The organism is Pseudomonas sp. PME37.24/006, from assembly GCF_055556635.1.
Genome location: NZ_JBVHNL010000005.1, coordinates 117,073 through 142,273 on the forward strand (window position 1 = coordinate 117,073; position 25,201 = coordinate 142,273).

The following is a 25,201-nucleotide window of genomic DNA, read 5'->3' on the forward strand; positions in this document are numbered from 1 at the left end:
AGGTCTCTGAAATGCTCTGATTAATCGGGGGTCGGACGCGGCCGGTCAGGACACGGGCGCAATGCCGGCGAAGGCGAACAGCATGGGCAAGCGCTCGGCGAAGCCCTGGAAACCATGATCACCGCCTGCCTCGATGCGCAGGGCGCAATGCCGGTAGTACGCCTGGGCGTGCCGGTAATCGAGGGTCTCGTCGGCGGTCTGCAGCCATACCTGAAAACGGGCCGGATCCGTGGGCGGCGGCGTTTCGAGCTCCGCCAGTGCAGCCACGTGATCGGCCGTCAGATCCCAGGTTTCGCCACTGTAATGGTTGCGTTGCGGGCCGAGGTATCCGTCGAACAACCGGTGCGGGCACACCGCCGGGTTAATCAACAGTGCCTTGAGGCCATGCCGTTCGGCCAAGTGGGTCGCATAGTAGCCGCCCAGGGAGCTGCCGACCAGCACAGGGCGACCGAGCTCAGCGATCAGCGCCTCGAGCTCGGCAATAGCCTGGCGTGGGTGGTGATGCAGGGCCGGAACGCGCAGTTGAGCCTGCAGCCCCATGTCGGTCATGGCGACGGTCAACTGGCAGGCCTTGGTGGAAGCCGGCGAACTGTTGAGTCCATGGATATAAAGAATGCTGGTAGTCATAACCGGAGGCTACTAGCGCTGCCCTACAAGCCGCAAGCGTCTGATAACGTTTCAGCACAAGCCGAAGGGCCCGGCCCTTCGGGCTGAAGCGTCAACAGCCCCTAGTAGCCGCGAACACTGTAGTCAGGCTCGAAGACGATACCGCGAACCCGAGACACCCCGGTTTCCAAGCGCCCATCGCCGTGCAGACGCAGCCAGCGATAGCCGGGCGCCGTGCTATCGACTTGAAAGTCCTCGCTGCCAGGGGTGAACTGTACGCAGGTCGATGGCGAGGCAAGCAGCCGCACCTTGCCGCGCATCTCATCGATGGCCTGATGGACGTGCCCCCAGAGAATCGCCCGCGTCTGCGGAAAACGATCCAGCACGGCAAATAGCGCATCAGGATTGCGCAGTCCGATCGGCGCCATCCACTGACAACCGATATCCACCGGATGATGATGCAGGCAGATCAGGTGATGACGATCCGGCGCCTCGCTCAGCGCCCGCTCGAGCAGAGCCAGCTGCGGCTCCTGAAGGTAACCGGGCACTGCGCCCGGAATCGACGAATCGAGCATGATCAACCGCCAGTTGCCGAGATCCACGACGGGCTCCAACAGATCGGTGCCCACACAGGCCGCCTGCATCGCCGGGATATCATCATGGTTACCGGGAATCCAGCGCGCCGAAGCATTCAACGCGGTGCTCATTTCAAGAAAGCGCAAATAGGAGGCTTGGCTGCCGTCTTGGGACAGATCGCCCGTCGCCAGAACCATGTCGATGGCCGTCTGCTCCTCCAGCACCAGATCGATTACTTGGCGCAGGCTGTCAGCGGTACCCATGCCCAGCAGCTTGCCTTCCGTGTCGGCAAACAGATGGCTATCGGTAAGCTGCACCAGCAATACCGAAGAATCAACAGAGGTAGACGCGGACGCACTCGACAAAGTGCTTCTCCTTGGAAGGCAGGCGCAAATTATGGAATCGAGAGGCGGGCTAGGTAAACCCGCCAATAGGGACTAGTTCACAGAAACCCGAAGCATTCTTGTGCAGGCACGTGCGCTCAAACCTGCGGCTCGGTCTCGTGCCCGCACGCCAGGCAATGGCTTAACCATTCACCGAGAAACACATTGAGCTGGGTTTTCTCGTCCGGCTGGTGCATAGCGGGGTTCGGATAGGGGTAGATGCCGCGAAAGCGTCGCGCACTCTGCGCACCGGTGACCTCGGCCATGCGTGCGTCGTGATAGACGCGCACTTCCAACTGTGGCACGGGCAACCAGGGCAGACTGTGTTCCTGGCGCACCTGCACGGTGGAGGTGTACGGACAAGTCTCCACCACTTCCAGCGCCAGCACGCCAAGCTGCCGTTCACCCTGGCTGAGCGCCACACGTCGAGCCCCCTGCGCATCACGCATGCCGGGCAGCAGGCGCATCAGCCGCGCATAATTGGCCTCGCAAGCCGCCTGCAGTTCGATCAGATCGACCCGGTAGCGCTCACGCAGCAGATTTACCCCCATAGGCCCCTTACCTCGGCGCGATTGAGCGCCAGCCACTGCAAGGCGATGATGCTCGCCGCATTGTTGATCTGCCCATCCTTGACCGCCTGCAAAGCATCCTCGAAAGGCCACACCTGCACGCGAATGTCCTCGCCCTCTTCCTCTAGACCGTGTATGCCGCCCACGCCGGCGCTGTCGCAGCGACCGAGGAACAGGTGCACGAATTCGTCGGAGCCGCCCGGCGACGGGAAGTAGCGGGTTATCGGCCACAGCGAGGTCAGCGTCAGCCCGGCCTCTTCCTCGGCTTCGCGCAGCGCGACTTCGTCGGGCTCTTCGTTCTTGTCGATCAGCCCGGCGACCAGCTCGACCAGCCAGGGGTTGGCAGCTTTGTGCATGGCGCCGACACGGAACTGCTCGATCAGCACCACGCTGTCGGTCACCGCATCGTAGGGCAGCACGCACACGGCATCGTGACGGATGAACAGCTCACGGCGCAGTACCGGCCCCATTTCACCGGAAAACTGCTGGTGGCGCAGGTGGAAGCGATCCAGGCGATAGAAACCGCGGAAGCACTCTTCACGCTCGATGATTTCCACTGCATCCGGGCCGGGGGTAAAGGTTTCGGTCATCTGCTGGTCTCTCATTACGTGCGTATTGAATGCATCCTAGGGGCTGTTAAGGCTCTCTCGCAAGCGACGCATCGAAAGCCTGGCCGATCTGCTCGCATTGACGAATAATCACGAACTCCCCTGCCATCAGGCAGTCGAACCCCAGTCCTCCGCCAATGGCTTTTCCTGCATGAATACGTCCACCATTGCCCGCCTCGGCGCAATCATCAGTCTGGGTCTTTTGCTCGGTGCCTGTCAGAGCCTGTCCAAACCCGCTACGCCGCCAGCGCTGGCGACCAGCAACGAGCGCTGGGAACACAAAGCGCCAGGTTGCGCCGCCCAGGACTGTCCGCTGGTCAATATCGAACTGCAGCGTCTGACCGATAAGCCCGAGCTCAATGCACGAATCGAGTCGACCCTGCTTGGCCTGGTGGGCGCCGCGACTGGTGCCCGGCCACAATCACTGGCTGATCATGAGCGTGAGTTTCTCGCCAATGGCAAACCTGGCTGGGTCAGCTATCTGCAAGCCAAGGTACTCAGCCAACATGACCGCTTGGTGGTAATCGAACTGTCGAGCTACCACTTCATTGGCGGCGCCCATGGCGTGCCGGGGCGCACCTACCTGAACTATGACCGTGAGCTGAACACAGTGCTGAGCCCACAGGATTTCATCGTGCCTGGCGAGGAAGCGGCGTTCTGGCAAGTCGCCCAACGCGCCCACCAGGCGTGGTTGATCACCCAAGGTCATGGCAACGATGCTGAATACCTTCAGACTTGGCCCTTCGAGCGCACGCCAAACATCGCCCTCAATCCTGACGCGGTGATGCTCAAGTACGATGTCGCCCGCCTGGCGCCCTACTCCGACGGCCACCCAGAAATAAAGATTCCCTACAGCCAGCTGCAGGGCATCCTGCGCCCGGTCTACATGCCCGGCGCCGCGGCACGCTGAGTGAACCGGGTGAGCGGCGACCTGCCGTTCACCCGGCTGAGCGTCACACCTGCCGGTAGATTACCGAGCCCTCTTCCTTGAAGCGCTCGGCCTGCTCCTTGAAGCCGGCCTCGACCGCTTTGCTCTCGTCGGACAGGCCATTGACCTTGGCGTACTCGCGCACTTCCTGAGTGATTTTCATCGAGCAGAACTTCGGCCCGCACATGGAGCAGAAGTGAGCGACCTTGGCCGAATCCTTGGGCAGGGTTTCGTCGTGGTAGCTGCGCGCGGTATCCGGGTCGAGACCAAGGTTGAACTGGTCTTCCCAGCGAAATTCGAAGCGCGCCTTGCTCAAGGCGTTGTCGCGGATCTGTGCGCCCGGATGTCCTTTAGCCAGGTCAGCGGCATGGGCCGCGATCTTGTAGGTGATGATGCCGGTCTTCACGTCATCCTTGTTCGGCAGCCCCAGGTGCTCCTTGGGCGTGACGTAGCAGAGCATGGCGCAGCCGAACCAGCCGATCATCGCCGCACCGATGCCGCTGGTGATGTGGTCGTAGCCCGGCGCAATATCAGTCGTCAGTGGGCCGAGGGTGTAGAACGGTGCCTCGTCGCAGCACTCCAGCTGCTTGTCCATGTTCTCCTTGATCAATTGCATCGGCACGTGGCCGGGGCCTTCGATCATGCACTGCACGTCGTGCTTCCAGGCGATCTTGGTCAGCTCGCCGAGGGTTTCCAGCTCGCCGAACTGCGCGGCGTCATTGGCGTCGGCGATGGAGCCCGGACGCAGGCCGTCGCCCAGCGAGAAGCTGACGTCATAGGCCTTCATGATTTCGCAGATGTCTTCGAAGTGGGTGTAGAGGAAGTTCTCTTTATGGTGCGCCAGGCACCATTTGGCCATGATCGAACCACCGCGCGAGACAATGCCGGTGACCCGTTTGGCGGTCAGCGGCACATAGCGCAGCAGCACGCCGGCATGAATGGTGAAGTAGTCGACGCCCTGCTCGGCCTGTTCGATCAGGGTGTCGCGGAACAGCTCCCAGGTCAGGTCTTCGGCCACGCCGTTGACCTTCTCCAGCGCCTGATAGATCGGCACGGTACCGATCGGCACCGGCGAGTTGCGGATGATCCACTCGCGGGTTTCATGGATGTGCTTGCCGGTGGACAGATCCATAACCGTGTCCGAGCCCCAGCGAATGCCCCAGGTCAGCTTGGCGACCTCTTCCTCGATGCTCGATCCCAGCGCCGAGTTGCCGATATTGCCGTTGATCTTCACCAGGAAGTTACGGCCGATGATCATCGGCTCCAGCTCGGTGTGGTTGATGTTCGCGGGGATGATGGCGCGGCCGCGCGCCACTTCGTCACGGACGAACTCGGCGGTGATTTCCTTGGGAATGCTGGCACCGAAACTGTTGCCGGCATGCTGCTCCTTGAGCAGGCCGGCGGCGCGGTGCTCGGCGAGCTTCATGTTCTCGCGGATGGCGATGTATTCCATTTCCGGCGTGATGATGCCCTGCCGCGCGTAATGCATCTGGCTGACATTCTTGCCCGGCGCGGCGCGGCGCGGGTTGCGCACATGGGCGAAGCGCATCTTGGTCAGCTCGGCATCTGCCAGACGGCGCTGGCCGAACTCCGAGGACAGGCCATCGAGGCGCTCAGTATCACCACGATCCTCGATCCAGGCGCTGCGCACGTCGGCCAGACCCTTACGCACGTCGATGGTCACGCTCGGGTCGGTGTAAGGGCCGGAGGTGTCGTAGACGGTGACCGGCGCGTTGATCTCGCCACCGAAGTCTGTCGGTGTCACGTCCAGACTGATTTCGCGCATCGGCACGCGAATGTCCGGGCGCGAGCCCTGGACGTAGATTTTCTGCGAACGGGGAAAGGGCTGGATCGACTGCTGGTCGACCTGGGCGGACTCACTGAGATTTTGCTGTTGTTGTTTGCTGCTCATCGGCTGGCTCCTCGGCTGAATGTCGGAGCGAACCTGATAGACGCGATGAAGCAACACCACGCCGTGGCTGTTTGAGCATGCAGGATTCGTGAGAGCGCCGGCATGATCGAACAGCCAGGGCGCGGGCGCACCACGAACGCGGTGCGGGGGTATCCATAATGCAGACTGCAGGAGTGGATACCTCTTGTTCCCTACGCAGGCCTTAACCTGATCAGGTTCAACGGGATCCGGAACTATCCGATCTCAGCCTCCGATTCGAGGCACCCCGACAAGAACTCGGCCAGTCTACTGGCACCTGCCAACCGCAGCAACGCCGACAAGACCCGCAGGTCGGATAGTGACGCCTGCCTGTCCACCACCGCGCGCCTTGACCACCCCGATGGCCGGGCTTAGTCTCGCCGACTACTGCCCATTCTAGGATTCGCTGACATGCTGCGCAGACTCTCCCTGGCCGTTGCCGTGACCGCCACTTCAACCGCCACGGCCTGGGCAGATCCGGCCCCGCTATCGGTGCGCACCGACCTGATGTCGGTGTACCAGGAGGCCGCCGCCAACAATGCCGATCTGGCCGCCGCCCGTGCCGACTTCGAGGCCCGTCGCGAAGGCGTGCCGCAGGCCCGCGCCGGCCTGTTGCCAAACCTCAGTGCAGGCGCACGAACGACCGACACCCGCACCGCCCTGCAGCAGCCCTCCGCCACCCAGTCACGCAGCGGCACGGTGTACCAGGCCAACCTCAGCCAGCCACTATTTCGCGCTGACCGCTGGTTTCAGTTGCAGGCCGCCGAGGCAATAAGCGAGCAAGCCGCTCTGGAGTATTCCGCCAGCGAACAGAACCTGATCCTGCAGAGCGCCGAAGCCTATTTCTCGGTGTTGCGCGCCCAGGACAACCTGGCCTCGACCAAAGCCGAAGAAGCCGCCTTCAATCGCCAGCTCGACCAGGCCAATGAGCGCTTCGACGTCGGCCTTTCGGACAAGACCGACGTATTGCAGGCCCAAGCCGGTTTCGACACCGCACGAGCTAACCGCATCATTGCTCAGCGTCAGGTCGACGATGCCTTCCAGGCCCTGATCACCCTGACCAACCGCGAATACCGCAGCATCGAAGGTATCCAGCACAGCCTGCCGATTCTCACCCCGATGCCCAACGACGCCACCGCTTGGGTCAATACGGCAGCCGCGCAGAACCTCAACCTGCAGGCCAGCAACTTTGCCGTCAATGCCGCCGAGGAAACCCTGCGCCAGCGCAAGGCCGGACATGCGCCAACTCTGGATGCCGTGGCCCGCTACGAGCGCGGCGACAACGACGCACTGGGCCTGAGTAACCCCAACTACACCGGGCAGAACTACGGCAGCGATGTGTCGCAGCGCAGCATCGGCCTGGAACTGAATATCCCGCTGTACAGCGGTGGCCTCACCAGCTCCCAGGCCCGTGAGGCCTACCAGCGCCTCAGCCAGTCCGAACAGCAACGTGAAGGGCTGCGCCGTGAGGTGGTACAGAACACCCGCAACCTGTATCGCGCGGTGAATACCGACGTGGAAACCGTGCAGGCCCGTCGCCAGTCGATCATCTCCAACCAGAGCGCGCTGGAGGCCACGGAAATCGGTTATCAGGTGGGCACACGCAACATCGTCGACGTCCTGGACGCCCAGCGCCAACTGTACGGCGCGGTGCGCAACTACAACGACGCACGCTACGACTACATCCTCAACAACCTGCGCCTGAAACAAGCTGCCGGCACCCTCAGCCCGGCCGATCTGGACGCCTTGGGCCGTTACCTCAAGCCGGACTACAACCCGGATCGCGACTTTCTTCCTTCAGATCTGGCCAAGGCCGCCGAAGCACGCCTGCAAGGCGACGAGTAGCCAGACCAATTGACGTAGCGCCGCCCTGCTCAGCGCGACGGGTGGGCCGGGCTGCGATCCGCTTCAGCCCCCAACTTTTGATGGCTCCCACGCTCCAGCGTGGGAGCGCTCGGCGCACGCCCGGGCTAGCCAGCGGCTTCCGACATCAGCCGCAAAGCACCTCTGAAAGCATTCCCACGCAGAGTATGAGGAAATAGCTGAAGATTGTGGGCTGAAGCCCAACCCACGGCAGATGCGCGATCTAGGCTGGGCCGGACGGCGCTCAGCTTTATTCCGCCACATTGAGCAGCCGCTAAACGATTAGCCTTCCCAACCCCTTCAGCAACCGCTGCAGCGCGCCCTGATTGGCCTTGAGCACTGCCAGCCCGGCCTCGCGCATGGCCGCCGCACGTGATGGCTCGCGCAGCAGCAACGCGACCTGCGCACCGAGCGCCTCGGCGTCAGCCACCTCGCGGAGCGAGCCACGCTCGAGCAACTGCGCGGTGATCTCCTGAAAGTTGAAGCGATGCGGCCCCATGATCACCGGCAGCCCCAACGCCGCTGGCTCCAGCGGATTGTGGCCACCCGTCTCGACCAGGCTGCCGCCGACGAAAGCGACATCGGCCAGGCCATACAGAAACATCAATTCGCCCATGCTGTCGCCGAGCAGTGCCTGCACACGCGGGCCGACAGCCTCGCCTGAAGAGCGACGCACGAAACTCAGGCCTGCCTCACGCAGCTGCGCGGCAGCACTGTCGAAACGCTCCAAGTGACGCGGCACCAGAATCAGCAGAGCGTCGACCTGAGTCGCGAGCAATTGCTGATGCGCCTGGATCACCAGCGCATCTTCCCCCTCACGGGTACTGGCAGCGATCCATACCGGCCGCTGCTGCGCCTGCCATTGCTCACGCAGCGTGGTGGCACGCGCCAACACAGTTGCATCCACTTGCTGGTCGAACTTGATCGAGCCGGTCACCTCTACCGCTTCAGGCCGGGCGCCGAGGGCAATGAAGCGCTGCGCCTCGACCTGGCTCTGTACCGCGAGCAAAGTCAGCTCGGCGAGCATCGGCGCAGTGAGCTTGGCAAAGCGTCCGTAGCCTCTGGCGGAGCGCTCGGACAAACGTCCATTGGCCAGCGCCACCGGAATACCTCGGCGGGCACACTGGTGGATGTAGTTGGGCCACAACTCGGTTTCCATGATCACCGCCAGACGCGGACGCACGCGTTCGAGAAAGCGCGACGCCGCCCAGGGCAGGTCATAGGGCAGATAGCAGTGCTGAACGCGACCGGCGAACTGCGCCTCGGGAAACAGCGCGCGAATGCGTTCGGAGCCGGTCGGCGTCATGCAGGTCAGGGTGATCGGCAGATCCGGGTAGCGTACCAGCAGCTCGCGCACCAGCGGTGCCGCTGCGATGCTCTCGCCGACCGATACCGCGTGAACCCAGATGCCGTCGGGGCGCAGGGCTGGCAGGAAGGCGAAGCGTTCGCCAACACGCTTGGTGTAGGCTGGCGCACGCCAGGCCCGCCAGATCAGGCGTAGACCGATCAACGGCAGGCAGAGATGGAACAGCAGGCTATAAAGATATCGGTTCATGGCGGCGAAGCTTAGGGATGCCGGCGTTGCAGCACAAGCAGGCACAGAACGCCGGGCACCAGCGCACGCATCAAGGCTCCAGTATGCGTAGCCGATCACCGAGATAGCGCACCAGCCACTGCGCGGCCGGGCCCAACGTTTCGTCACGGCGAAACACCAGCTCCACCGGCAACGGCGGCGCGATCCAGTCACTGCTCAGCTCGATCAGATGCCCTTGATAGGTCGGGTACTGTGCCACGTGCCGTGGCAGGCACGCCCAACCCAGGTTACGCATCAGCAGCTCGGCCATCACATAAAAGCTGTCGGTACGCCAGGCGGTCGGGCTGATCCGCTCGTTGCCGGGATAGTGACTGTCCTGCAGAGTTATCAACAACTGCCGGTGCTGAGCCAACTCACGACGGTCGACGGAGCGGCCCTGTGCCAGTGGATGAGCGGCTCCGCAAACCATGACCATATCCACCATACCCAAGCGACGGCGCTCCAGCTCGGCAGGCATGCCGTCATGGTGAAACAGCAGGCCGAGGTCGGCACGCCGTTCGAGCAACTGGCGCGCCACTACCCCCTGGCCGCCGCTGGTCATCTGCACCTCGACCCGCGGGAACGCCTGGGCCAGCGCCTCCAGACTGTCGAGTATCGGCGGCATCGGCAGCGCCTCATCCTGCGCCAGGCGCAGACACACCTCCTCGCCTCGCGACAGCCCAAGGGCTCGCCCCTCCAGCCGCTCGGACTGTCGCAGCAACTCGCGCGCCTCTTCGAGCAACGCCTGGCCGGCTTCGGTCAGGCGCGGCTGACGACCGCTGCTGCGTTCGAACAGGCGTACGCCCAGATCGTCCTCCAGCGCCGCCACTGCGTTGCTGACGGCCGATTGCACCCGCCCGAAACGCCGCGCCACGGCAGAAAACGAGTTGCCATCGGCAACGGCTACGAACACTTCAAGTTGCTCAAGAGTCCAGCGCACAACCTATCTCCAATCAAGATAGGTAATGAGTTTACCTAACAGAGTGAATCCGTAAAATCAGTCCTCTGTTAATAGGAGTATTACCGATGAATGGTTATCTCTATCTCGCTCTGGCCATCGCTGCTGAGGTGGTTGCGACCACGTCCATGAAGGCCGTCGATGGCTTCAACAAACCGCTTCCGCTACTGCTGGTGATCGCGGGCTACAGCATTGCGTTCTGGATGCTGATTCTGGTGGTACGCGCCATTCCAGTAGGCATCGCCTACGCCATATGGGCCGGCCTGGGTATCGTGCTGGTCAGCATCGCGGCGATGTTCGTCTATGACCAGAAACCGGACTTGCCCGCGGTACTGGGCATGGGCCTGATCGTCAGTGGTGTCGTAGTGATCCAACTGTTCTCCCGCGTCACCGGGCACTGAGGTAGCCGCGAGCTCACCAACGGTTTGCCGCTTGAAGCTTGCCACTCTCACCAAGGTTATACTGCGCACCTGTTTTCCCGAGAGGCGCCCGCATGTCCCACACTCTGAGCACAGACGTCCTGATCGTTGGCGGCGGTGTCGCCGGCTTATGGCTGAATGCGCGCCTGCGTGCCAAGGGCTACGCCACGCTGCTGCTGGAGCGGGAAAGCCTGGGGGGCGGTCAGAGCGTCAAGTCCCAGGGGATCATCCACGGCGGCGCTAAATATGCCCTGCATGGCGCCCTGAGCGGCGCCTCCGAAGCCATCGCCGACATGCCGCGGCGCTGGCGCGAAGCACTCGATGGCAGCGGTGAACTCGATCTGTCGGGCGTGCGTCTACTTTCCGATGCTCATTACCTGTGGTCGCCCGGCACCCTGGCGGGCAACCTCACCAGCTTCTTCGCCAGCAAGGCCGTGCGCGGCCGTGTCGATCAGGTCAAGGGCGAGCAGTTGCCGCCTGCGCTGCAGCATCCGAAATTCAAGGGCAAGGTCTATCGCCTGGCAGAACTGGTGGTAGACGTGCCTAGCCTGATCACACGCCTGGCCGATCTCGCCGGTGACAGCCTGCTCGCCGCCGACGATATCCAACCGCTGCAAGAGAACGGGCAACTGGTTGGCCTATGCGTCGACGGCCGCGAGATTCGCGCCCAACGCATCGTGCTCAGCGCCGGTGGCGGCAATGCCGAGCTGTTGGCCAGCCTGCACGTCGCGCAGCCGAGCCAGCAACTGCGCCCCCTGCACATGGTGATGGTCAAGGGCCCAACCTTGAAACCGCTGTACGCCCATTGCCTGGGCGGCGGCCCCAAGCCGCGGATCACCGTTACCAGCCATCCAAGCGCCGATGGCGAATGGGTCTGGTACCTCGGCGGTGACCTCGCCGAAGCCGATGGCGTAGCACGCGACGAAGCGGCGCAGATCGAGGCGGCGCGCAAAGAGCTCACGCAGTTGCTGCCCTGGGTCGACTTGTCGGCAGCACAGTGGGCAACCCTGCGGGTAGAACGTGCCGAGCCGGCACAGAGCGGCCTGGTGCGTCCGGACAACGCCTTTCTCAGCGACCAGGGTGCGCTGCTGGTCGGCTGGCCAACCAAACTGGCTCTGGCGCCGGATTTCGCTGATCGTGTACTTAGTAACCTCGAACGTGACGGCATCCACCCGCTAGCACATCTGCCGCTGCCCGAATTGCCGCGCCCGGCCATCGGTCGTACCGCCTGGGAGACCTCGTTTTGATACGTGATCTGCAAGGTCTGCACCGCCCACTAGGATCGACCGGTCTGATCGTTTCTCCTCTAGGCCTGGGCACGGTCAAGCTGGGCCGCGATCAGGGGGTCAAATACCCCAACGGTTTCACCATTCCCGATGATCAGCAGGCGCTCCAGCTACTTGGACTCGCCCGGGAGCTGGGCATCAACCTGCTCGATACCGCGCCCGCCTACGGCATCAGCGAACAGCGCCTCGGCCCGCTGCTGCGAGGCCAGCGCCAGGACTGGGTGATCGTCAGCAAGGTCGGCGAAGAATTTGACAACGGCCTGTCGCATTTCGACTTTTCCAGCGCCCATACCCGCCGCTCGGTGGAGCGCAGCCTGAAACGTCTGGAAACGGACTACATCGACCTGGTGCTGGTGCATTCCAACGGCGATGACTTGTCCATTCTGCGCGACGAAGCCGTCTACGACACCCTTGCCGAACTCAAGCAGGCCGGGCTTATCCGCGGCTTTGGCTTCTCCGGAAAAACCGTCGAGGGCGGCCTTCTGGCCCTCGAACGCGGCGACTGCGCGATGGTAACCTACAACCTCAGTGAGCAGCATGAGCGCCCGGTATTGGACTATGCTGCGAGTCACGCCAAAGGCATCCTGATCAAAAAAGCCCTGGCCAGCGGGCACGTCTGCCTGGAGAGCGGTGTCGATCCGGTTCGGGCAAGCTTCGAACTGATCTTCGCGCACCCCGGCGTCGGTAGCGCCATCGTCGGCACCATCAGCCCGCTGCACCTGGCGCACAACGTCGCCATGGCCGCTGATGTAATTGTGGGCACTAATAGCGGTAACAAAGGATCAGGAGAGTGATGAACGGGTGTGCCTGACACACCCTTGACGCCGCTTATGCGGCCGACCCCGACGCAAGAAGGAGCCGACATGCCGCGCATCATTTCCCGAAAAGACCCCGCCACCTTCAAGACGCTGCCACTGTTCGTCGAGGCCTCGCCCGACAGCATCGTTTATCAGAGCCTGGGCAGACCACTGAACTTCAGCGAAATGCTCGAGCGCCGCAAGCCAGTCGAACTGAACGATAGTCAGCGCTTCGCGGTGGAATTGGCCAACCTTGGCGTTTCGGTACGCCTGACCCTGAACTGGCAAGGCCGCGAGTACTGGGTGCTGGTGCGCCAGCGGCGTCTCGACCGTGGCGACGTCGTGCTCAAGTTGATCTCCGGCTACGTACCGGCCCATGAACTCAACTTGCCACTGATGACGGCCATCCAGGAAGTCGCCGAAGAGTGCTTGCTGGAGACCAGCGAAGGCTGGCTCCACGGCCGTTTCGGCGACACCTGGCTGCCAGCACCTTACGAGGGCACCCTCAAGTACCGAGATGGCGTGCACTTTCGGCTTAGCCCACTCTCTGGCGCGGCGCGCCCCGTACAGTGCGGCAACCTGACCTTGCTGGAGCGCCCGCGCGCCTACGTGCACGTACCAACAGCCTCGTTGCAGTTGGTCTACGACTTGCGCCTGGATCTGCCCAAGGAAGCCAAACAGCCCAGCCTGCTGCACGTTGACGAGCACCTGGAGAACGGCAAGCTGATCGCCCGCCTGGATCACGCCCGCCCGGATCTCTATCTGATTCCTCTGCAACAAGGCCGCCCGACGGCGGAACTGATGACCCTGCGCCAGGGCCAACTGGTACCTGCCAATACCCGTGGTTTGTGGCTAGCCGAGAGCTTCGCCGCCCAGGATGGCTGGCTGGTACGCGATGAGCGCATTCGCTGGAAGGACTGGCTGGCGCTGCAAAACATCACGCCGAAGGCCCACAAGTCCGGCCCAGGCACTATCCGCGCGGGCACCGTACAGGCGCCCCGAGTACGCCTGGATACTGCAGCCGCGGTTTGACAGCAGACACGTTGGCCAGGTGCCGCCTGGGCCGCCAATGGAATAAAGGATACAAAGCGAAACCCCGCTGAATAGCGGGGTTTTGTGCACTCAGCGGCTGCGAATCTTCTCGACGATGGCGGTGGTCGAGCTGTTCTCGACCAGCCCCAGGACTCGCACCTCGCCACCGTAGGCCTGCACGATGTCGGCACCGACCACTTGCTCGATGCCGTAGTCCCCACCCTTGACCAGCACATCCGGCTGAACCTGCTTGAGCAGGCGTTCGGGCGTGTCCTCGCTGAAGCTCACCACCCAGTCCACGGCGCCGAGGCCGGCCAGCACAGCCATGCGGCGATCCACGGCATTGATCGGACGGCCCGGCCCCTTGAGGCGGCTGACCGATGCATCGTCATTGATCGCGACCACCAGACGATCACCCTGGGCACGCGCCTGCTCGAGGTAAGTCACATGACCGGCGTGCAGGATGTCGAAGCAGCCATTGGTAAACACGATCTTCTCGCCATGGGCGCGAGCGTCTTCAGTGGCCAGCAGCAGCTGCTCCAAGCTCAGTACACCGCGCTCGGAGCCCTGTTCACGCTGCACCGCACGACGTAGCTCGGGGGTACTGATCGCCGCCGTGCCCAGCTTGCCGACCACGATGCCTGCGGCCAGATTGGCCAATGCGACGGCCTGAGGCAGTTCTTCACCAGCAGCGATAGAGGCTGCCAGTGTCGAGATTACTGTATCCCCAGCCCCCGTCACGTCGAACACTTCGCGTGCGCGCGCCGGCAGATGCAGTGGCCCGTGATCAGGGCGCAGCAGGGTCATGCCGTGCTCGCCACGGGTAACCAGCAACGCACCCAGATCCAGCTCGCGCATCAAACGCGCACCACGGTTAACCAGCTCAGCTTCGTCTTCGCAGCGGCCAACGATCAACTCAAACTCGCTGAGGTTCGGGGTAATCAGGCTGGCGCCGCGATAGATAGAGAAGTCCTTGCCCTTCGGGTCGGCCAGCACGGGAATACCCCGCGCCCGGGCGGCCTGAATCAGCACCTGATGGTTCTGCAGGGCGCCCTTGCCGTAATCGGACAGCACCAACACCTTGACCTCATCCAGCAACTGCTCGACCTGCCGCGCCAGCGCATCGGCGTCGGTGTGGAACGGTTCCTCGAAATCCATGCGCAGTAACTGCTGATGACGGCTCATGACCCGCAGCTTGACGATAGTCGGCTGGCTCTCGATGCGCTGGAAATAGGTTTTCACGCCAATGGCTTCGAGACTCTGACGCAGGCTTTCCGCCGCCTCGTCTTCGCCGGTGACACCCACCAGCACCGCAGGCGCGCCCAATGCAGCGATATTCAGCGCAACGTTGGCCGCACCGCCCGGTCGATCCTCGATCTGCTCGACCTTGACCACCGGCACCGGGGCCTCAGGCGAAATACGCGAGGTAGCGCCGTGCCAATAACGATCAAGCATGACATCACCCACCACGAGAACGGGGGCCTGATCGAAACGGGGCATGGATAACTTCATGCGGGAACTCCGGCTTTACTGAGCGCTGAAAATGTCGAGAATTCTAGCATAGCGGCGACCTGCAACAGGCTTCATGCGTCCTGAGCTACTTACGCTAGCGACATCAGGTAAACTGCCGTACGCCCTCAACGCCGATAAGTAGATCTGCATGTCACGCCTCAGTAACGAACAGTTTTCCGCCCTGCGCCAGCATGCTGAGGTGATCGAGGCCGACCATAATGGCGAAAAAGTCCTCAAGTTGGTTGACGGCAGCTTTCTCAAACTGTTCCGCCGCAAACGACTGATTTCGTCAGCCACCTTGGTGTCTCATGCCAAGCGCTTCGCCGACAACGCCACAGAACTGAAACGACGCGACGTCCTCTGCCCAGAGATCATCGCGACTTATCGAATCCGCAGTATCGAACGTACTGCGGTTCACTACTGGCCCCTCCCTGGCAACACGCTGCGCCAGATACTCGCCCAGCAAAACAATGAACAGGTAAAGCTGTGCAGCGACCTGGGTTCACTGATCGCAGAATTGCATGACAAAGGTGTGTATTTCCGCTCCTTGCATCTGGGTAATGTCGTGCAGGACGAGACAGGCCAAATTGGCCTGATCGACATTTCGGATATGACCTGCGGCGACACCTCACTAGGCCGACTGAAACGTGCGCGTAACTTCCAGCATCTGTTTCGGTACCGACAGGATATAAGCAGCCTGGAGCCGCATCGGGCTGCCTTTATAAAGGGATATACACAAAACCTCTCGGAGAAAGACGCTGCTCATTTCCGCAATCGTCTTGACGCACTCTTCGATAAGCAGGCAACTGAGCGAGACTGAAGGTGACCACGTTAAGTGTGCTGATACCGGTATACAACGCTGCTCCGTACCTGGAGCAAGCCATCGACTCGCTCCTACAACAAAACCGGCCTGCGGATCAGATCGCTATCATCAACGACGGCTCTACTGACGACTCACTGGAGATTCTGGAGCGCTACGCTCGTGCCGAACAGCGCATAGAGCTGTACAGCATAGCCAATGGCGGCGTATCCAAAGCCCGTAATCTGGGCCTTGAACATTGCAAGGGCGATTATATCGCGCTGATGGATGCCGATGACCGCAGCCTACCGGCACGATTCGAGCAGCAGCTTGCGGCGATGGAGCGTCTACGACTGGATGTTTGCGGATGTGCGCTGCGCACGTTCGGCCACAAAGAGAGAACTGTCGTCTACCCGGCAGACGACGCTAGCCTCAAGGCCAACTACTTGTTTTACGGACGCACCATCCCAGGCCCCGCCGCAATGTTACGCAGTAGTGCTATTGCCGATATTCGCTTTGACGAGAGCCTGCGGTTCGCCGAAGACTTCGGCTTTTTCCTGTCGATGATGCTGCAAACTCCAGAAGTACGTATGCACAATATCGACCAGCCGCTATACGCTTACCGTGTCCATGCCGGTCAGGCCTCTCAGCGGCTGGCAGCGGAAAACCAGGGTAGCCTTAGCCAGCTGCTGCACACCTGGCTACCCACCGCCGACATTACCTGCAACCACGAGCAGCTCGCCAGCCACTATCGACTCTGGCATGACCAACAACCATTGCCGGATGAGAGACTCAAGACCTACCTGCCCCTCATGGCTCAGCTATGTGACTGGCTGCAACGGCACGCAGGAGCAGAGGTATTAATCCTGGCGTTGTGGCAGCACCTGGCACGCCTCCACGCCCGAAACGCCCATGCATTGGCATTGATTACCGAGCATTCTGACGTCACGCTGTCACTATGGCAGCGGCTGCTGGCGCACCTTCGGGGTAGTCGCTAGCGACAACGCGAGCGTCAAGGGAATCCAAGTTAGAAACCAGACCTCACGTGGCTTACTCCAGATACCCGCTCCATCGGTCAGAAAAGCCACCGACGCAAAGCACCATATCCCCAGTAATGCGCCGCCTAAAGCCAGATGTCGATGCCGCCATGCGGCCAAGAACAGCATTGCCCATATAACGAGCCAAAGCAGTAGGCCAACACTACCCAGATCCAGGCCAACGCTGAGAAACAGGTTGTGTGGATGATCGGGCTCATTTCTCATGATAGCCAGCGGCACGCTATACACTCCACCAAGACCAAACCCTCCCAGCGGATGCTGTGCCAGAATCGCCAAGCCCTCAATAGCCAACTGGGGCCTATATGAGAGCCCCCGATTGGTGACCATATCAGGCAGGAATATCAACACCATCGTGCAAACCGCGAGACCGGCGACAACAGCCAAGGTATAGATCCACTCACGCTTGATCGCCGCCGTCAGCAGCAACCCTGCACTAAGTGCCAGCCAGACTCCACGGCTTTGAGTAAATAATATGAAGGCAGCCAGCAGCAGCAGAGCCAGGCACCAAACGCCCTGCTGAGCGAGTCTGGCTGGGCGTAGATACAGCAAAGCCATTAGAAAGAAACCGAATACGTGAGCAGCCAGAATGGGGTGGTTTAACTGCCAGAAACTGGTCAGACGAAAGCTGAGTGGCAGATCATAGTGAATGTAGGCGGTATAGAGAGAAATGCCTGCCAGAACCGCCATCGCATAACAGCTGAACGTCAGAAGCCTCACCAGAAAACGTTTGTCGATACCGGAAGCCAACACACCCGATAACAATGTCAGGTAGATCATCAGAGCATGCTTGATCTCCCGCCCCGGCTCCTCGCCATTACTCCACAGACTGCTGAGCAGCGCCCAAGAAAAAAAAACGGTCAGTGCAACCATCAATGGCGAGAACCAGCTACGCCAGTCTTGCCTATTGAGTACCAGCAGATACAGCGTCGGCAGCCAAAGCAGAAGGATGACCAACTGGTAATAAAGCCCGCTACTAGGCAGCGCTATGCCGAGCACAAGGCACAGCAATCCCGGCAGCAGGATCAGCGGCTGCTTGAACCAGACGGACTGAAGACTTGTAAAACTATTCGGCGACACCACACCCACTCCATCATAAGACCATGCCCACATGGGCCCGCATTAACAAAGACCTCCGTTACCCGGAAGCTACCTGCTCTGCCAGCAGACTTCCTATCAGACGCCGGTACTGATCACGAAAATCTTCCACAGCATGTGCTCGACGCAGGTATGCGTATGCCTGCTGGCCCAGAGCCTCACGCTCGCTACTGGACATTTCAAGCATCGCCCGCAGCTGCTGAGCCAATGTCAGCACATCTGCAGGTTCGAAGGTGAGTCCGCCGCTGTCCTGCAGAATGGGCCTCAGGCTATCGATTGACGACCCCAATACCGGAAGCACCCCGCTCATCCCTTCAAGCAATGCCAATGGCAAGCCCTCACTCAATGAAGGCATGACGAAAGCATCGAAAGCCTTCACATATTGCAAAGCATCATCCAGCGTGCCCGGCAGCAACACACGACCGTGCATGCCATGCTCACTGATACACGCCTCAAGCTCCTTGCGGGATCGGCCGTCGCCGATTATCAAGAGACGCGCCAGGGGAAATTCGTGCTGCAAGCGCGCGAACGCCTGAACCAGATAGATATGCCCCTTGACCGGAACGAGGCGGCCGATAGTGCCGACAACCACATCCTCGCCACCCAATCCCAGGCGAGCACGGGCGTGCACACGATCAAGCTGCATTTGTTCGGCTCGATCGATATCAATGGCATTGTTTATCTGCACGGTATTGTCGGTGGTCAAACCACAATGGGAGTGCAGCAAATCGTCTCTCACCGCGCGGGATACACCAACGAACCGCCAAGCCTTGGTCAGCAAACGTCGCATTTCCCAGCGTCGGTAACGGCGGTCGTACTCACCCAGGCCATGAAGCACGCCGATGCATGCGGGCACCCTCAAGAACAGGTTGAGCAACATGAGCATGTTGATCGGTTTGAAGCGGTGCCCGATCACGATGTCGTAGTGATTACTACGACAGTGTTTGTATAACGCCCAGAGCGCCCGCAAACGCAAACCTTTGGTCGCCGCCTGGCTGAATTCGAAATAGACGGTTCGCGCGGCACAACTTTCCGGCTCACCCGGCCTCGGCCGGCCGCGCAGAAATGCGGTGGTGACGTCATAACGCTCGCGCGGCAAGGACTTGATGATCTGCTCAGCAAGATCAGCGGCACTGACGTTATAGCGGTTCTGCAACTGCAAGACTTTCAAGGGCTGTGTCACGAACGCCGCTCCCCGCCCCTTCTGCCCAGCAAAATACGCAGAGCCTTACGGGTATATGTCCAGCGTAATATCACTCCAGGGTCTGTTTTGAGCGCCTTGCGGTAAAAAAACATGGCCTCTTTATTGCACCCAGCGCCGCTGAAAACCCGAAATAGGGAAAGACAGCGCTGAGCGTAATAGCGTCGCCGAAGTCCCTGGAAACGTTCGGGCATCCGCTGCGCTGAAAACACCTCGTCCACCAGAGCCAACCCAGTCTGACGGGCAAACTCAAGATTTCGCCGCATGCTCGCAGGATGCTTGTGAATAACGGCCATAGGGACATCAAGCGTCGTACAGGGAAAACGTGCAAGAACCTGAACGAAGACAGGTATGTCCTCTGTACTGCGGAACTGCTCAGGATAAAGCCCTGCCGCGAAAACCTCGCGGTGCATCGCGCATGCTCCGTTGCAAAGCGATAACGTCTTGTCGAACAGATATGCATGCAAACGTGCCTCAGCCGTAGCTGGCAGAGGCGCTGCGGCGTGCACAGAGCGCCTGCCACCAACTGCAACGGAGTGATGGCCGGCAATGACCATCCTGCTGTGGGGCTGTGCAGCGATGTGAGCGCTTAGCGCGGCCAGCGCCCCCGGCAACATCTCATCATCGGCATCGAGAAAAACCAGATATTGCCCACCAGAGTGCGCGATCGCATAGTTCCTGACTGAAGCCAAGCCACCATTTTCCTTACGAATCGTGGTGAAGCAATCACCATGGGCAGCTCGAAGCTCGGCCAAGACACTAGGCGTGTCATCAGTGGAACCATCATCGATTACCAGCAACTCCGCATCGACATCGTGCAATTGCGTCGCCACGGATGCCACAGCACGCGGCAATACGAATGCATAGTTGTACGCAGGGATAACGACAGTGATCAGTTTTTCAGGCGTTGGCATTCCATCGCACCCCATTACCAGCCTGGCACGCCAGTACTAAAGCATTTATCTCAAAGGTCACTCTGGACTGAAGGCTCACCCTGAGCATCCTTTTGTTCATCGTCCAGCCCCATGGCATGCAGGCGGGCATAGTAACCATTCGCCGCCAGCAAAGACTCATGACTGCCACGCTCTACGATCCGTCCCTGATCCATGACCAAAATCAGATCGGCCTTCTCTATGGTGGACAAACGATGCGCAATCACCAACGTAGTTCGCCCCTCCATGACCCGATCCAAAGCACTTTGGATATAACGTTCAGATTCGGTATCCAGAGCAGAGGTCGCCTCATCGAGGATCAACAGTGGCGCGCTCTTCAACAGGGCACGAGCAATCGCTAGACGCTGTCGCTGCCCGCCGGAAAGCATCACACCATTCTCACCGACCACTGTGTCAAAACCCTTTGGCAAACGCTCGATGAACTCGCTGGCATAAGCCGACCGAGCGGCTTCCTCGACCTGCTCACGCGGTAATTGGCGCAGATCACCATAAGCGATGTTGTTGAACACGGTGTCATTGAACAGCGACACCTGCTGTGTCACCAGAGCGATGTGCTTGCGCAGATTCTCGACGCGATAGTCTTCTACTGGCGTCCCGTCGAGCAGGATCTGCCCTTCGCCATGTTGATAGAAACGTGGGATGAGATTGGCCAGCGTAGACTTGCCGCTGCCTGATCGCCCCACCAGGGCGACCATTTGTCCAGGTTCGACGGTGAAATTGATGTCACTCAGAACGGCTCTGTCGGTTCCCGGATAAACGAAATTCAGCTGACGAACTTCAAGGGCACCCTGAACACGATCTTTTTCGACGATCCCCGAATCCGGCTCAGGAGTTTCATCCAATTGTTCAAAGATACTTTCTGCGCCCGCTAGCCCCTTCTGAATCGTCGAGCTGACCTCTGAAAGCTGGCGAATCGGCTTGGGTAGCAGACCGGCCGCAGTGATGTAGGCCACTAGGTCGCCGACGCTGGCATCACCGCGCAGGAGAAGCACCAGGAACATCAGAAATGCCATGGCGGCATAGTTGACGAACTGCAACGACGGCGTATAGATCGCGCCAGTACGGGTCATACGCAATTGCTTGCGAGTACTGTCCTCGCTGGCCTCGAGAAAGCGCTCACGCTCGTAGCGCTCGCCACCGAAACTGCGAACCACCCGGTAGTTCTGAATGGTCTCAGAAGAAACATGGGTCAACTCGCCCATGGCACTCTGGATCTTGCGGCTCTGACTGCGGAATTTCTTGCTGGCGCTTTTCACCATCAGGGCGATTAGCGGCAGAATTGCCACCATCACCATTGTCAGCTTCCAGTTCATCCACAGCAGATAGCCGAACAGGAATATTACCGTAAGGCCTTCGCGAACCATCACTTTGAGGGCATCGGTTGCCGCGCCGGTAACAGAGCCCACGTTGTAGGTAATCCGCGATATCAGATAGCCCGTGGCGTGGTTGTCGAAGTAGCGGTTGGGCAGGGTCAGCAGGTTATTGAACAGTGCGATACGCAGATCCTGCACAAGCCCCAGGGAGACCCGTGCCAGATAGTAACCGCCCAGAAAAGACCCCAGCCCTTGCCACACGGTGATCAGCAGCAAGGCCAGCGGCACGCCATAGAGAAGCTGCATGCTGCCCAGCAGAGGCAGATCCACCGCCCCGGCATCCGGCGCTGCGAGGCCGTCGACGAAATACTTGAGCAGGCCTGCCATCATCGGCTGTGTTGAAGCGAAGATGACGTAGCCGATCATACTGACGCCAAACATGAACCAGTAACGTTTCATGTAGCTCAACAGACGCATGTAGAGCTTGAAGCTGGACAGTTGGGGGGGGCGAGCGGGGGTGTCAGACATCGGGATGCCCATCTGGTAAACAGGGGCGCGAGTCTACCATAGGGCAGTGTCTCTCTCCTAAGGCACCATATGACCTAAACCTCGCCAACTCAGAACTCAATTGAGCAAATATAAAATAGACTAGTAAATCAGCCCCAAAAATTCAACCGTACGATACCGCGGAGCTCACTTATAATCCGTGTGATGAATTGAGTCTTCTCGCCGGTTTGAAGCTGGCTTTTTTCTCACTTTTGAATATTCAAAACCAAAGATTCCTAAGAAGGTAACTTTCCTTTTACCCTCACCAAGCTTGACTCGACTATAGACCATGCGCTGAAACTGCCTAAAAAAACCAACTTCCCCGGCTAGAGACTTTCGAAGGCACAGTCGTATTCTATCTTCAGATAAAAGAGCTGCTGCACGCCCATTCATTGAAAACAACTCGACACAATCATCGAATCGGTTATCAGAGACATAGGCGCAAGCCCAATCAACCAAGAGCTTTGGATTTCTGCGCTCCGCCCAATACCGACCAAGATACTCAGTTACAATTCTCACCTGCCTTGGGAAGTTCCTATGCACGTTACTTCCGTGCAGCCTGTAAAAAAAGGAATTATCCCTAAGAATCTCGAATCGGTAACTGGGATTATCTTGCAGATATCGAAAAATCTTTGTCCTCAAAACGATATCATCACCGGTCATGTCTTCATCGAAAGCACCGACGGCATCAATAACTTCCCTGCGAAAAACTGCGCTCTGGATGTAGAAAGACCCGAGCTCCGAATACTCCAGCTCCAACAGGTCATCAACACTCGCCACTTGCTGACTATACAGCGGCAGCTGAGCTGCCTTGGTTGTTACGTATCCATCATTATCAATGCTGACGGTTTTCGATGAGGCAATGAAGGCTAGATCGGGATCAGCATTCATCATCTCGATCTGCTTTAGCATAATCGAGGGGTTATAAACATCATCCAGCGATATAAATGCCACCAAGCCTCCAACCGACCGCTTGTATGCATTATTAAAATTTAAACCAATATTACCAGTATTACTCTGCGCAACAACGGTCATTCTAAATGGAACAGTGCTGGAGAGTTCCTCTAACAAGGCAACACTATTATCACTAGACCCATCATCAACAACCACAACCTCTACTCTATCATAGCCGATATCACGTATTGACCCGATAGCATCCGAAAGATAACGCGCATGGCAATAGCCCAAACAGCATATAGACAGCAATCGCCCCTCAACGCCACTCATTCACGACCTCCACGACACGCATAACTTCATCATCGCCCATGACAGGGCTAATAGGCAACGAAATTACTTCTCGATGGATTTTCTCTGTTACTGGTAGCGACATATCATTCCATTCTTCATACGCACGTTGCTTATGAGGAGGAGTAGGATAATGAATATTGGTCTGAACCCCATTTAGTTCTAAGTAAGATTTGAACTCATTCCGCCGTTCAGTACGAACGACAAAAACGTGCCACACATGCGCAGCTTCTTCATAAGCCGCGGGCAATATAATAGAACCATTACTTATATTATCACGATAATACCTTGAAACTTCCCTACGCCTAACGTTATCCCTATCTAAATACTTTAGTTTGACATCCAAGACTCCCGCCTGAAGTTCATCCAGCCTAGAGTTAACTCCTTTATAAATATGATTGTACTTATAGTCAGAGCCATAATTCGCAATTGCCTTAACTCGCTGAAAAAGAGCGTGATCATCGGTGGTAATTCCGCCCGCGTCCCCCATGGCCCCCAAGTTTTTACCTGGGTAGAACGAGAAGCCAGCGGCATCACCCAATGCGCCTACACGGCGGTTCTTATAGAAGGCTCCATGAGCCTGGGCTGCATCCTCAATGACTTTCAAGCCGTACTTTTCAGCGAGCGCCCAGATTCGATCCATCTGAACAGCCTGACCATACAAGTGCACTACCATTATTGCCTTGGTATTTGAGGTGATTTTCTCCTCAATCAATTCAAGGTCAATATTATAAGTATTAATATCCGGCTCGACTAGAACCGGAATGCAGCCGCATTGCGAAACAGCAAGAATAGAGGCGATATAGGTATTAGCTGGAACAATAATTTCGTCACCCGTGCCAAAACCATACGCAGTTAAAATAAGGCTCAGTGCATCCAGGCCATTAGCCACACCTAGCGCATGTGAGCTACCACAGAAATTTGAAAAACTATCCGAAAATAACTCGTTCTGTTTGCCTTGGAGATACCAGCCGCTACTGAGCACCTGACTAATCCGCTCATTAATCTCGGCTGAATACTGCTCGTTGAGCCTGTGCAAATCTAGAAACTTAATCATACGCAGCCTTTAATTATCCTGATACCGACCAGAACGCCTAGTGTTTTCCTTTAACGACTTGACCGGGCTCAACATTTTTCGTAACGATGGCACCCGCTCCTATCAGAGCATTCTCTCCTATGGAAACGCCTGGTAGAATAGTCGCATTAGCGCCTATAGAAGCCCCTCGCCCAACGAGCACACCGTCCAACTGCCAATCTTTATTTTGCGAACGCGGGTACTTATCGTTGCAAAACGTAACATTTGGACCAACAAAAACATCATCTTCTATTTTAACACCAGTCCAAACCTGAACGCCGCACTTAATAGTTACATTATTGCCAATCTGCGCACCACCCTCAATAAAGCAATGCGAACATATATTGCAGTTCTCACCAACAACGGCACCTTCCAGAACCACACAAAACTGCCAAATCTTTGTGCCCACGCCTATATGATTAGATTGAACATCAGAAAGTGGATGAATCATGGTGCAACCTCACTCAAGAATTCTTCGTAATTTCTAATATAGTCACTTTCATCATACACACTCGAAGCCAAGACCATCACAACACAGTCATGGGAGAATCCAGAAAACTCACGCCACAAACTACCTTTCAAGTATAGGCCTTGACTAGGACTCTGAAGCCTTACCGTCTTACGCTCCCGCCCATCATCAAGAGTGAACTCACAACTACCGACAGGACAAAATATTAATTGCTGCAAATTACGATGCGCGTGCCTGCCCCTGACCGCATTTGAAGTAGTACCATAAATATAATAGACACGCTTCACGTCGAAAGGGATATTCACCTTGCCCTCTATTGCTACTAAAGAGCCTGTTTCATCTCCCATAACTCGAAAATCTATCAACTCATAGTCCATGAAAACCTCTATACAAACCGAGTAGCAAAA

The 25,201-nt window shown here is 58.6% G+C and carries 24 protein-coding genes and 1 riboswitch; of the genes, 8 read left to right on the forward strand and 16 right to left on the reverse strand.

The window, feature by feature from the left end:
* Nucleotides 1-45 precede the first annotated feature (45 nt).
* The 4 genes from ACZ3GY_RS21520 to ACZ3GY_RS21535 all read right to left on the reverse strand — a co-directional run bounded on the left by ACZ3GY_RS21520 (nucleotide 46) and on the right by ACZ3GY_RS21535 (nucleotide 2,724).
* On the reverse strand, nucleotides 46-627 hold the full coding sequence (locus tag ACZ3GY_RS21520; RefSeq protein ID WP_463563307.1) for a YqiA/YcfP family alpha/beta fold hydrolase: 582 nt from the start codon (nucleotides 625-627) through the stop codon (nucleotides 46-48).
* 101 nt (nucleotides 628-728) lie between these two features.
* Nucleotides 729-1,547, reverse strand: coding sequence for a 3',5'-cyclic-AMP phosphodiesterase (cpdA, locus tag ACZ3GY_RS21525; RefSeq protein ID WP_465911917.1), 819 nt, complete (start codon nucleotides 1,545-1,547; stop codon nucleotides 729-731).
* Between the two features lie 116 nt (nucleotides 1,548-1,663).
* Nucleotides 1,664-2,116, reverse strand: coding sequence for a DUF1249 domain-containing protein (locus ACZ3GY_RS21530; protein WP_463563305.1), 453 nt, complete (start codon nucleotides 2,114-2,116; stop codon nucleotides 1,664-1,666).
* Nucleotides 2,107-2,724 (reverse strand): NUDIX domain-containing protein, encoded by a 618-nt coding sequence (locus ACZ3GY_RS21535; protein ID WP_463563304.1) that lies wholly within the window; start codon nucleotides 2,722-2,724, stop codon nucleotides 2,107-2,109. The genes ACZ3GY_RS21530 and ACZ3GY_RS21535 overlap by 10 nt, the downstream gene beginning before the upstream one ends.
* A 169-nt stretch (nucleotides 2,725-2,893) precedes the next feature.
* Between ACZ3GY_RS21535 and ACZ3GY_RS21540 the strand changes: the two genes are divergently transcribed.
* Nucleotides 2,894-3,652, forward strand: a complete 759-nt coding sequence (locus ACZ3GY_RS21540) for an RsiV family protein (RefSeq protein WP_465911918.1) — start codon at nucleotides 2,894-2,896, stop codon at nucleotides 3,650-3,652.
* A 43-nt stretch (nucleotides 3,653-3,695) separates the two neighbouring features.
* Here the strand turns inward: ACZ3GY_RS21540 and thiC are convergent, their stop codons facing one another.
* The gene (thiC, locus tag ACZ3GY_RS21545) at nucleotides 3,696-5,582 is read right to left on the reverse strand and encodes a phosphomethylpyrimidine synthase ThiC (protein WP_465911919.1); all 1,887 of its coding nucleotides are present in this window, start codon (nucleotides 5,580-5,582) and stop codon (nucleotides 3,696-3,698) included.
* Between the two features lie 171 nt (nucleotides 5,583-5,753).
* Nucleotides 5,754-5,860, reverse strand: a riboswitch (TPP riboswitch).
* A gap of 151 nt (nucleotides 5,861-6,011) precedes the next feature.
* On the opposite strand from thiC, the gene ACZ3GY_RS21550 reads away from it, so the two are divergent.
* On the forward strand, nucleotides 6,012-7,445 hold the full coding sequence (locus ACZ3GY_RS21550) for a TolC family outer membrane protein (protein WP_465911920.1): 1,434 nt from the start codon (nucleotides 6,012-6,014) through the stop codon (nucleotides 7,443-7,445).
* Nucleotides 7,446-7,737: 292 nt separating this feature from the next.
* Here the strand turns inward: ACZ3GY_RS21550 and waaA are convergent, their stop codons facing one another.
* Both waaA and ACZ3GY_RS21560 read right to left on the reverse strand, forming a co-directional pair.
* Nucleotides 7,738-9,018 (reverse strand): lipid IV(A) 3-deoxy-D-manno-octulosonic acid transferase, encoded by a 1,281-nt coding sequence (gene waaA / locus ACZ3GY_RS21555; protein ID WP_465911921.1) that lies wholly within the window; start codon nucleotides 9,016-9,018, stop codon nucleotides 7,738-7,740.
* Nucleotides 9,019-9,088: 70 nt separating this feature from the next.
* A complete protein-coding gene (locus ACZ3GY_RS21560; RefSeq protein ID WP_463563298.1) occupies nucleotides 9,089-9,976 on the reverse strand; it encodes a LysR family transcriptional regulator in 888 nt (295 codons plus the stop codon).
* An 86-nt stretch (nucleotides 9,977-10,062) separates the two neighbouring features.
* Here ACZ3GY_RS21560 and ACZ3GY_RS21565 point away from each other — a divergent pair, with 86 nt between their 5' ends.
* The 4 genes from ACZ3GY_RS21565 (at nucleotide 10,063) to ACZ3GY_RS21580 (ending at nucleotide 13,528) form a co-directional block, all read left to right on the forward strand.
* Nucleotides 10,063-10,395 carry a DMT family transporter gene (locus ACZ3GY_RS21565; protein ID WP_465911922.1) on the forward strand — a complete coding sequence of 111 codons (333 nt, stop codon included), beginning with the start codon at nucleotides 10,063-10,065 and terminating at the stop codon, nucleotides 10,393-10,395.
* 92 nt (nucleotides 10,396-10,487) lie between these two features.
* Nucleotides 10,488-11,660, forward strand: a complete 1,173-nt coding sequence (locus ACZ3GY_RS21570) for an NAD(P)/FAD-dependent oxidoreductase (RefSeq protein ID WP_465911923.1) — start codon at nucleotides 10,488-10,490, stop codon at nucleotides 11,658-11,660.
* Complete coding sequence (locus ACZ3GY_RS21575; protein ID WP_465911924.1) at nucleotides 11,657-12,493, forward strand: aldo/keto reductase; 837 nt, start codon at nucleotides 11,657-11,659, stop codon at nucleotides 12,491-12,493. Before ACZ3GY_RS21570 ends, ACZ3GY_RS21575 begins: the two co-directional genes overlap by 4 nt.
* Before the next feature lie 69 nt (nucleotides 12,494-12,562).
* Complete coding sequence (locus tag ACZ3GY_RS21580) at nucleotides 12,563-13,528, forward strand: metal ABC transporter ATPase (RefSeq protein ID WP_465911925.1); 966 nt, start codon at nucleotides 12,563-12,565, stop codon at nucleotides 13,526-13,528.
* A 90-nt stretch (nucleotides 13,529-13,618) separates the two neighbouring features.
* Here the strand turns inward: ACZ3GY_RS21580 and hldE are convergent, their stop codons facing one another.
* Nucleotides 13,619-15,040 carry a bifunctional D-glycero-beta-D-manno-heptose-7-phosphate kinase/D-glycero-beta-D-manno-heptose 1-phosphate adenylyltransferase HldE gene (gene hldE / locus ACZ3GY_RS21585; RefSeq protein ID WP_463563294.1) on the reverse strand — a complete coding sequence of 474 codons (1,422 nt, stop codon included), beginning with the start codon at nucleotides 15,038-15,040 and terminating at the stop codon, nucleotides 13,619-13,621.
* A 148-nt stretch (nucleotides 15,041-15,188) separates the two neighbouring features.
* Here hldE and ACZ3GY_RS21590 point away from each other — a divergent pair, with 148 nt between their 5' ends.
* On the forward strand, nucleotides 15,189-15,860 hold the full coding sequence (locus ACZ3GY_RS21590; RefSeq protein WP_465911926.1) for a BUD32 family EKC/KEOPS complex subunit: 672 nt from the start codon (nucleotides 15,189-15,191) through the stop codon (nucleotides 15,858-15,860).
* 2 nt (nucleotides 15,861-15,862) lie between these two features.
* On the forward strand, nucleotides 15,863-16,837 hold the full coding sequence (locus ACZ3GY_RS21595; protein WP_465911927.1) for a glycosyltransferase family 2 protein: 975 nt from the start codon (nucleotides 15,863-15,865) through the stop codon (nucleotides 16,835-16,837).
* On the opposite strand, the gene ACZ3GY_RS21600 is transcribed toward ACZ3GY_RS21595, so the two are convergent.
* The 8 genes from ACZ3GY_RS21600 to ACZ3GY_RS21635 all read right to left on the reverse strand — a co-directional run bounded on the left by ACZ3GY_RS21600 (nucleotide 16,796) and on the right by ACZ3GY_RS21635 (nucleotide 25,171).
* The gene (locus ACZ3GY_RS21600; protein WP_463563291.1) at nucleotides 16,796-17,974 is read right to left on the reverse strand and encodes an O-antigen ligase family protein; all 1,179 of its coding nucleotides are present in this window, start codon (nucleotides 17,972-17,974) and stop codon (nucleotides 16,796-16,798) included. The two genes, ACZ3GY_RS21595 and ACZ3GY_RS21600, sit on opposite strands and share 42 nt — an antisense overlap.
* A 58-nt stretch (nucleotides 17,975-18,032) precedes the next feature.
* Complete coding sequence (locus ACZ3GY_RS21605; RefSeq protein WP_463563290.1) at nucleotides 18,033-19,175, reverse strand: glycosyltransferase; 1,143 nt, start codon at nucleotides 19,173-19,175, stop codon at nucleotides 18,033-18,035.
* Entirely contained in the window at nucleotides 19,172-20,107 is a 936-nt protein-coding gene (locus ACZ3GY_RS21610; protein WP_463563289.1) for a glycosyltransferase family 2 protein, read from the reverse strand. The genes ACZ3GY_RS21605 and ACZ3GY_RS21610 overlap by 4 nt, the downstream gene beginning before the upstream one ends.
* Nucleotides 20,108-20,157: 50 nt before the next feature.
* Entirely contained in the window at nucleotides 20,158-21,987 is a 1,830-nt protein-coding gene (gene msbA, locus ACZ3GY_RS21615) for a lipid A export permease/ATP-binding protein MsbA (RefSeq protein ID WP_465911928.1), read from the reverse strand.
* A 165-nt stretch (nucleotides 21,988-22,152) separates the two neighbouring features.
* Nucleotides 22,153-23,232 (reverse strand): glycosyltransferase, encoded by a 1,080-nt coding sequence (locus tag ACZ3GY_RS21620; RefSeq protein ID WP_465911929.1) that lies wholly within the window; start codon nucleotides 23,230-23,232, stop codon nucleotides 22,153-22,155.
* Nucleotides 23,219-24,307 (reverse strand): DegT/DnrJ/EryC1/StrS family aminotransferase, encoded by a 1,089-nt coding sequence (locus ACZ3GY_RS21625; protein ID WP_465911930.1) that lies wholly within the window; start codon nucleotides 24,305-24,307, stop codon nucleotides 23,219-23,221. Before ACZ3GY_RS21625 ends, ACZ3GY_RS21620 begins: the two co-directional genes overlap by 14 nt.
* A 37-nt stretch (nucleotides 24,308-24,344) precedes the next feature.
* The gene (locus ACZ3GY_RS21630) at nucleotides 24,345-24,776 is read right to left on the reverse strand and encodes an acyltransferase (RefSeq protein WP_463563285.1); all 432 of its coding nucleotides are present in this window, start codon (nucleotides 24,774-24,776) and stop codon (nucleotides 24,345-24,347) included.
* Nucleotides 24,773-25,171 carry a sugar 3,4-ketoisomerase gene (locus tag ACZ3GY_RS21635; protein WP_463563284.1) on the reverse strand — a complete coding sequence of 133 codons (399 nt, stop codon included), beginning with the start codon at nucleotides 25,169-25,171 and terminating at the stop codon, nucleotides 24,773-24,775. The genes ACZ3GY_RS21630 and ACZ3GY_RS21635 overlap by 4 nt, the downstream gene beginning before the upstream one ends.
* Between the last annotated feature and the right edge of the window lie 30 nt (nucleotides 25,172-25,201).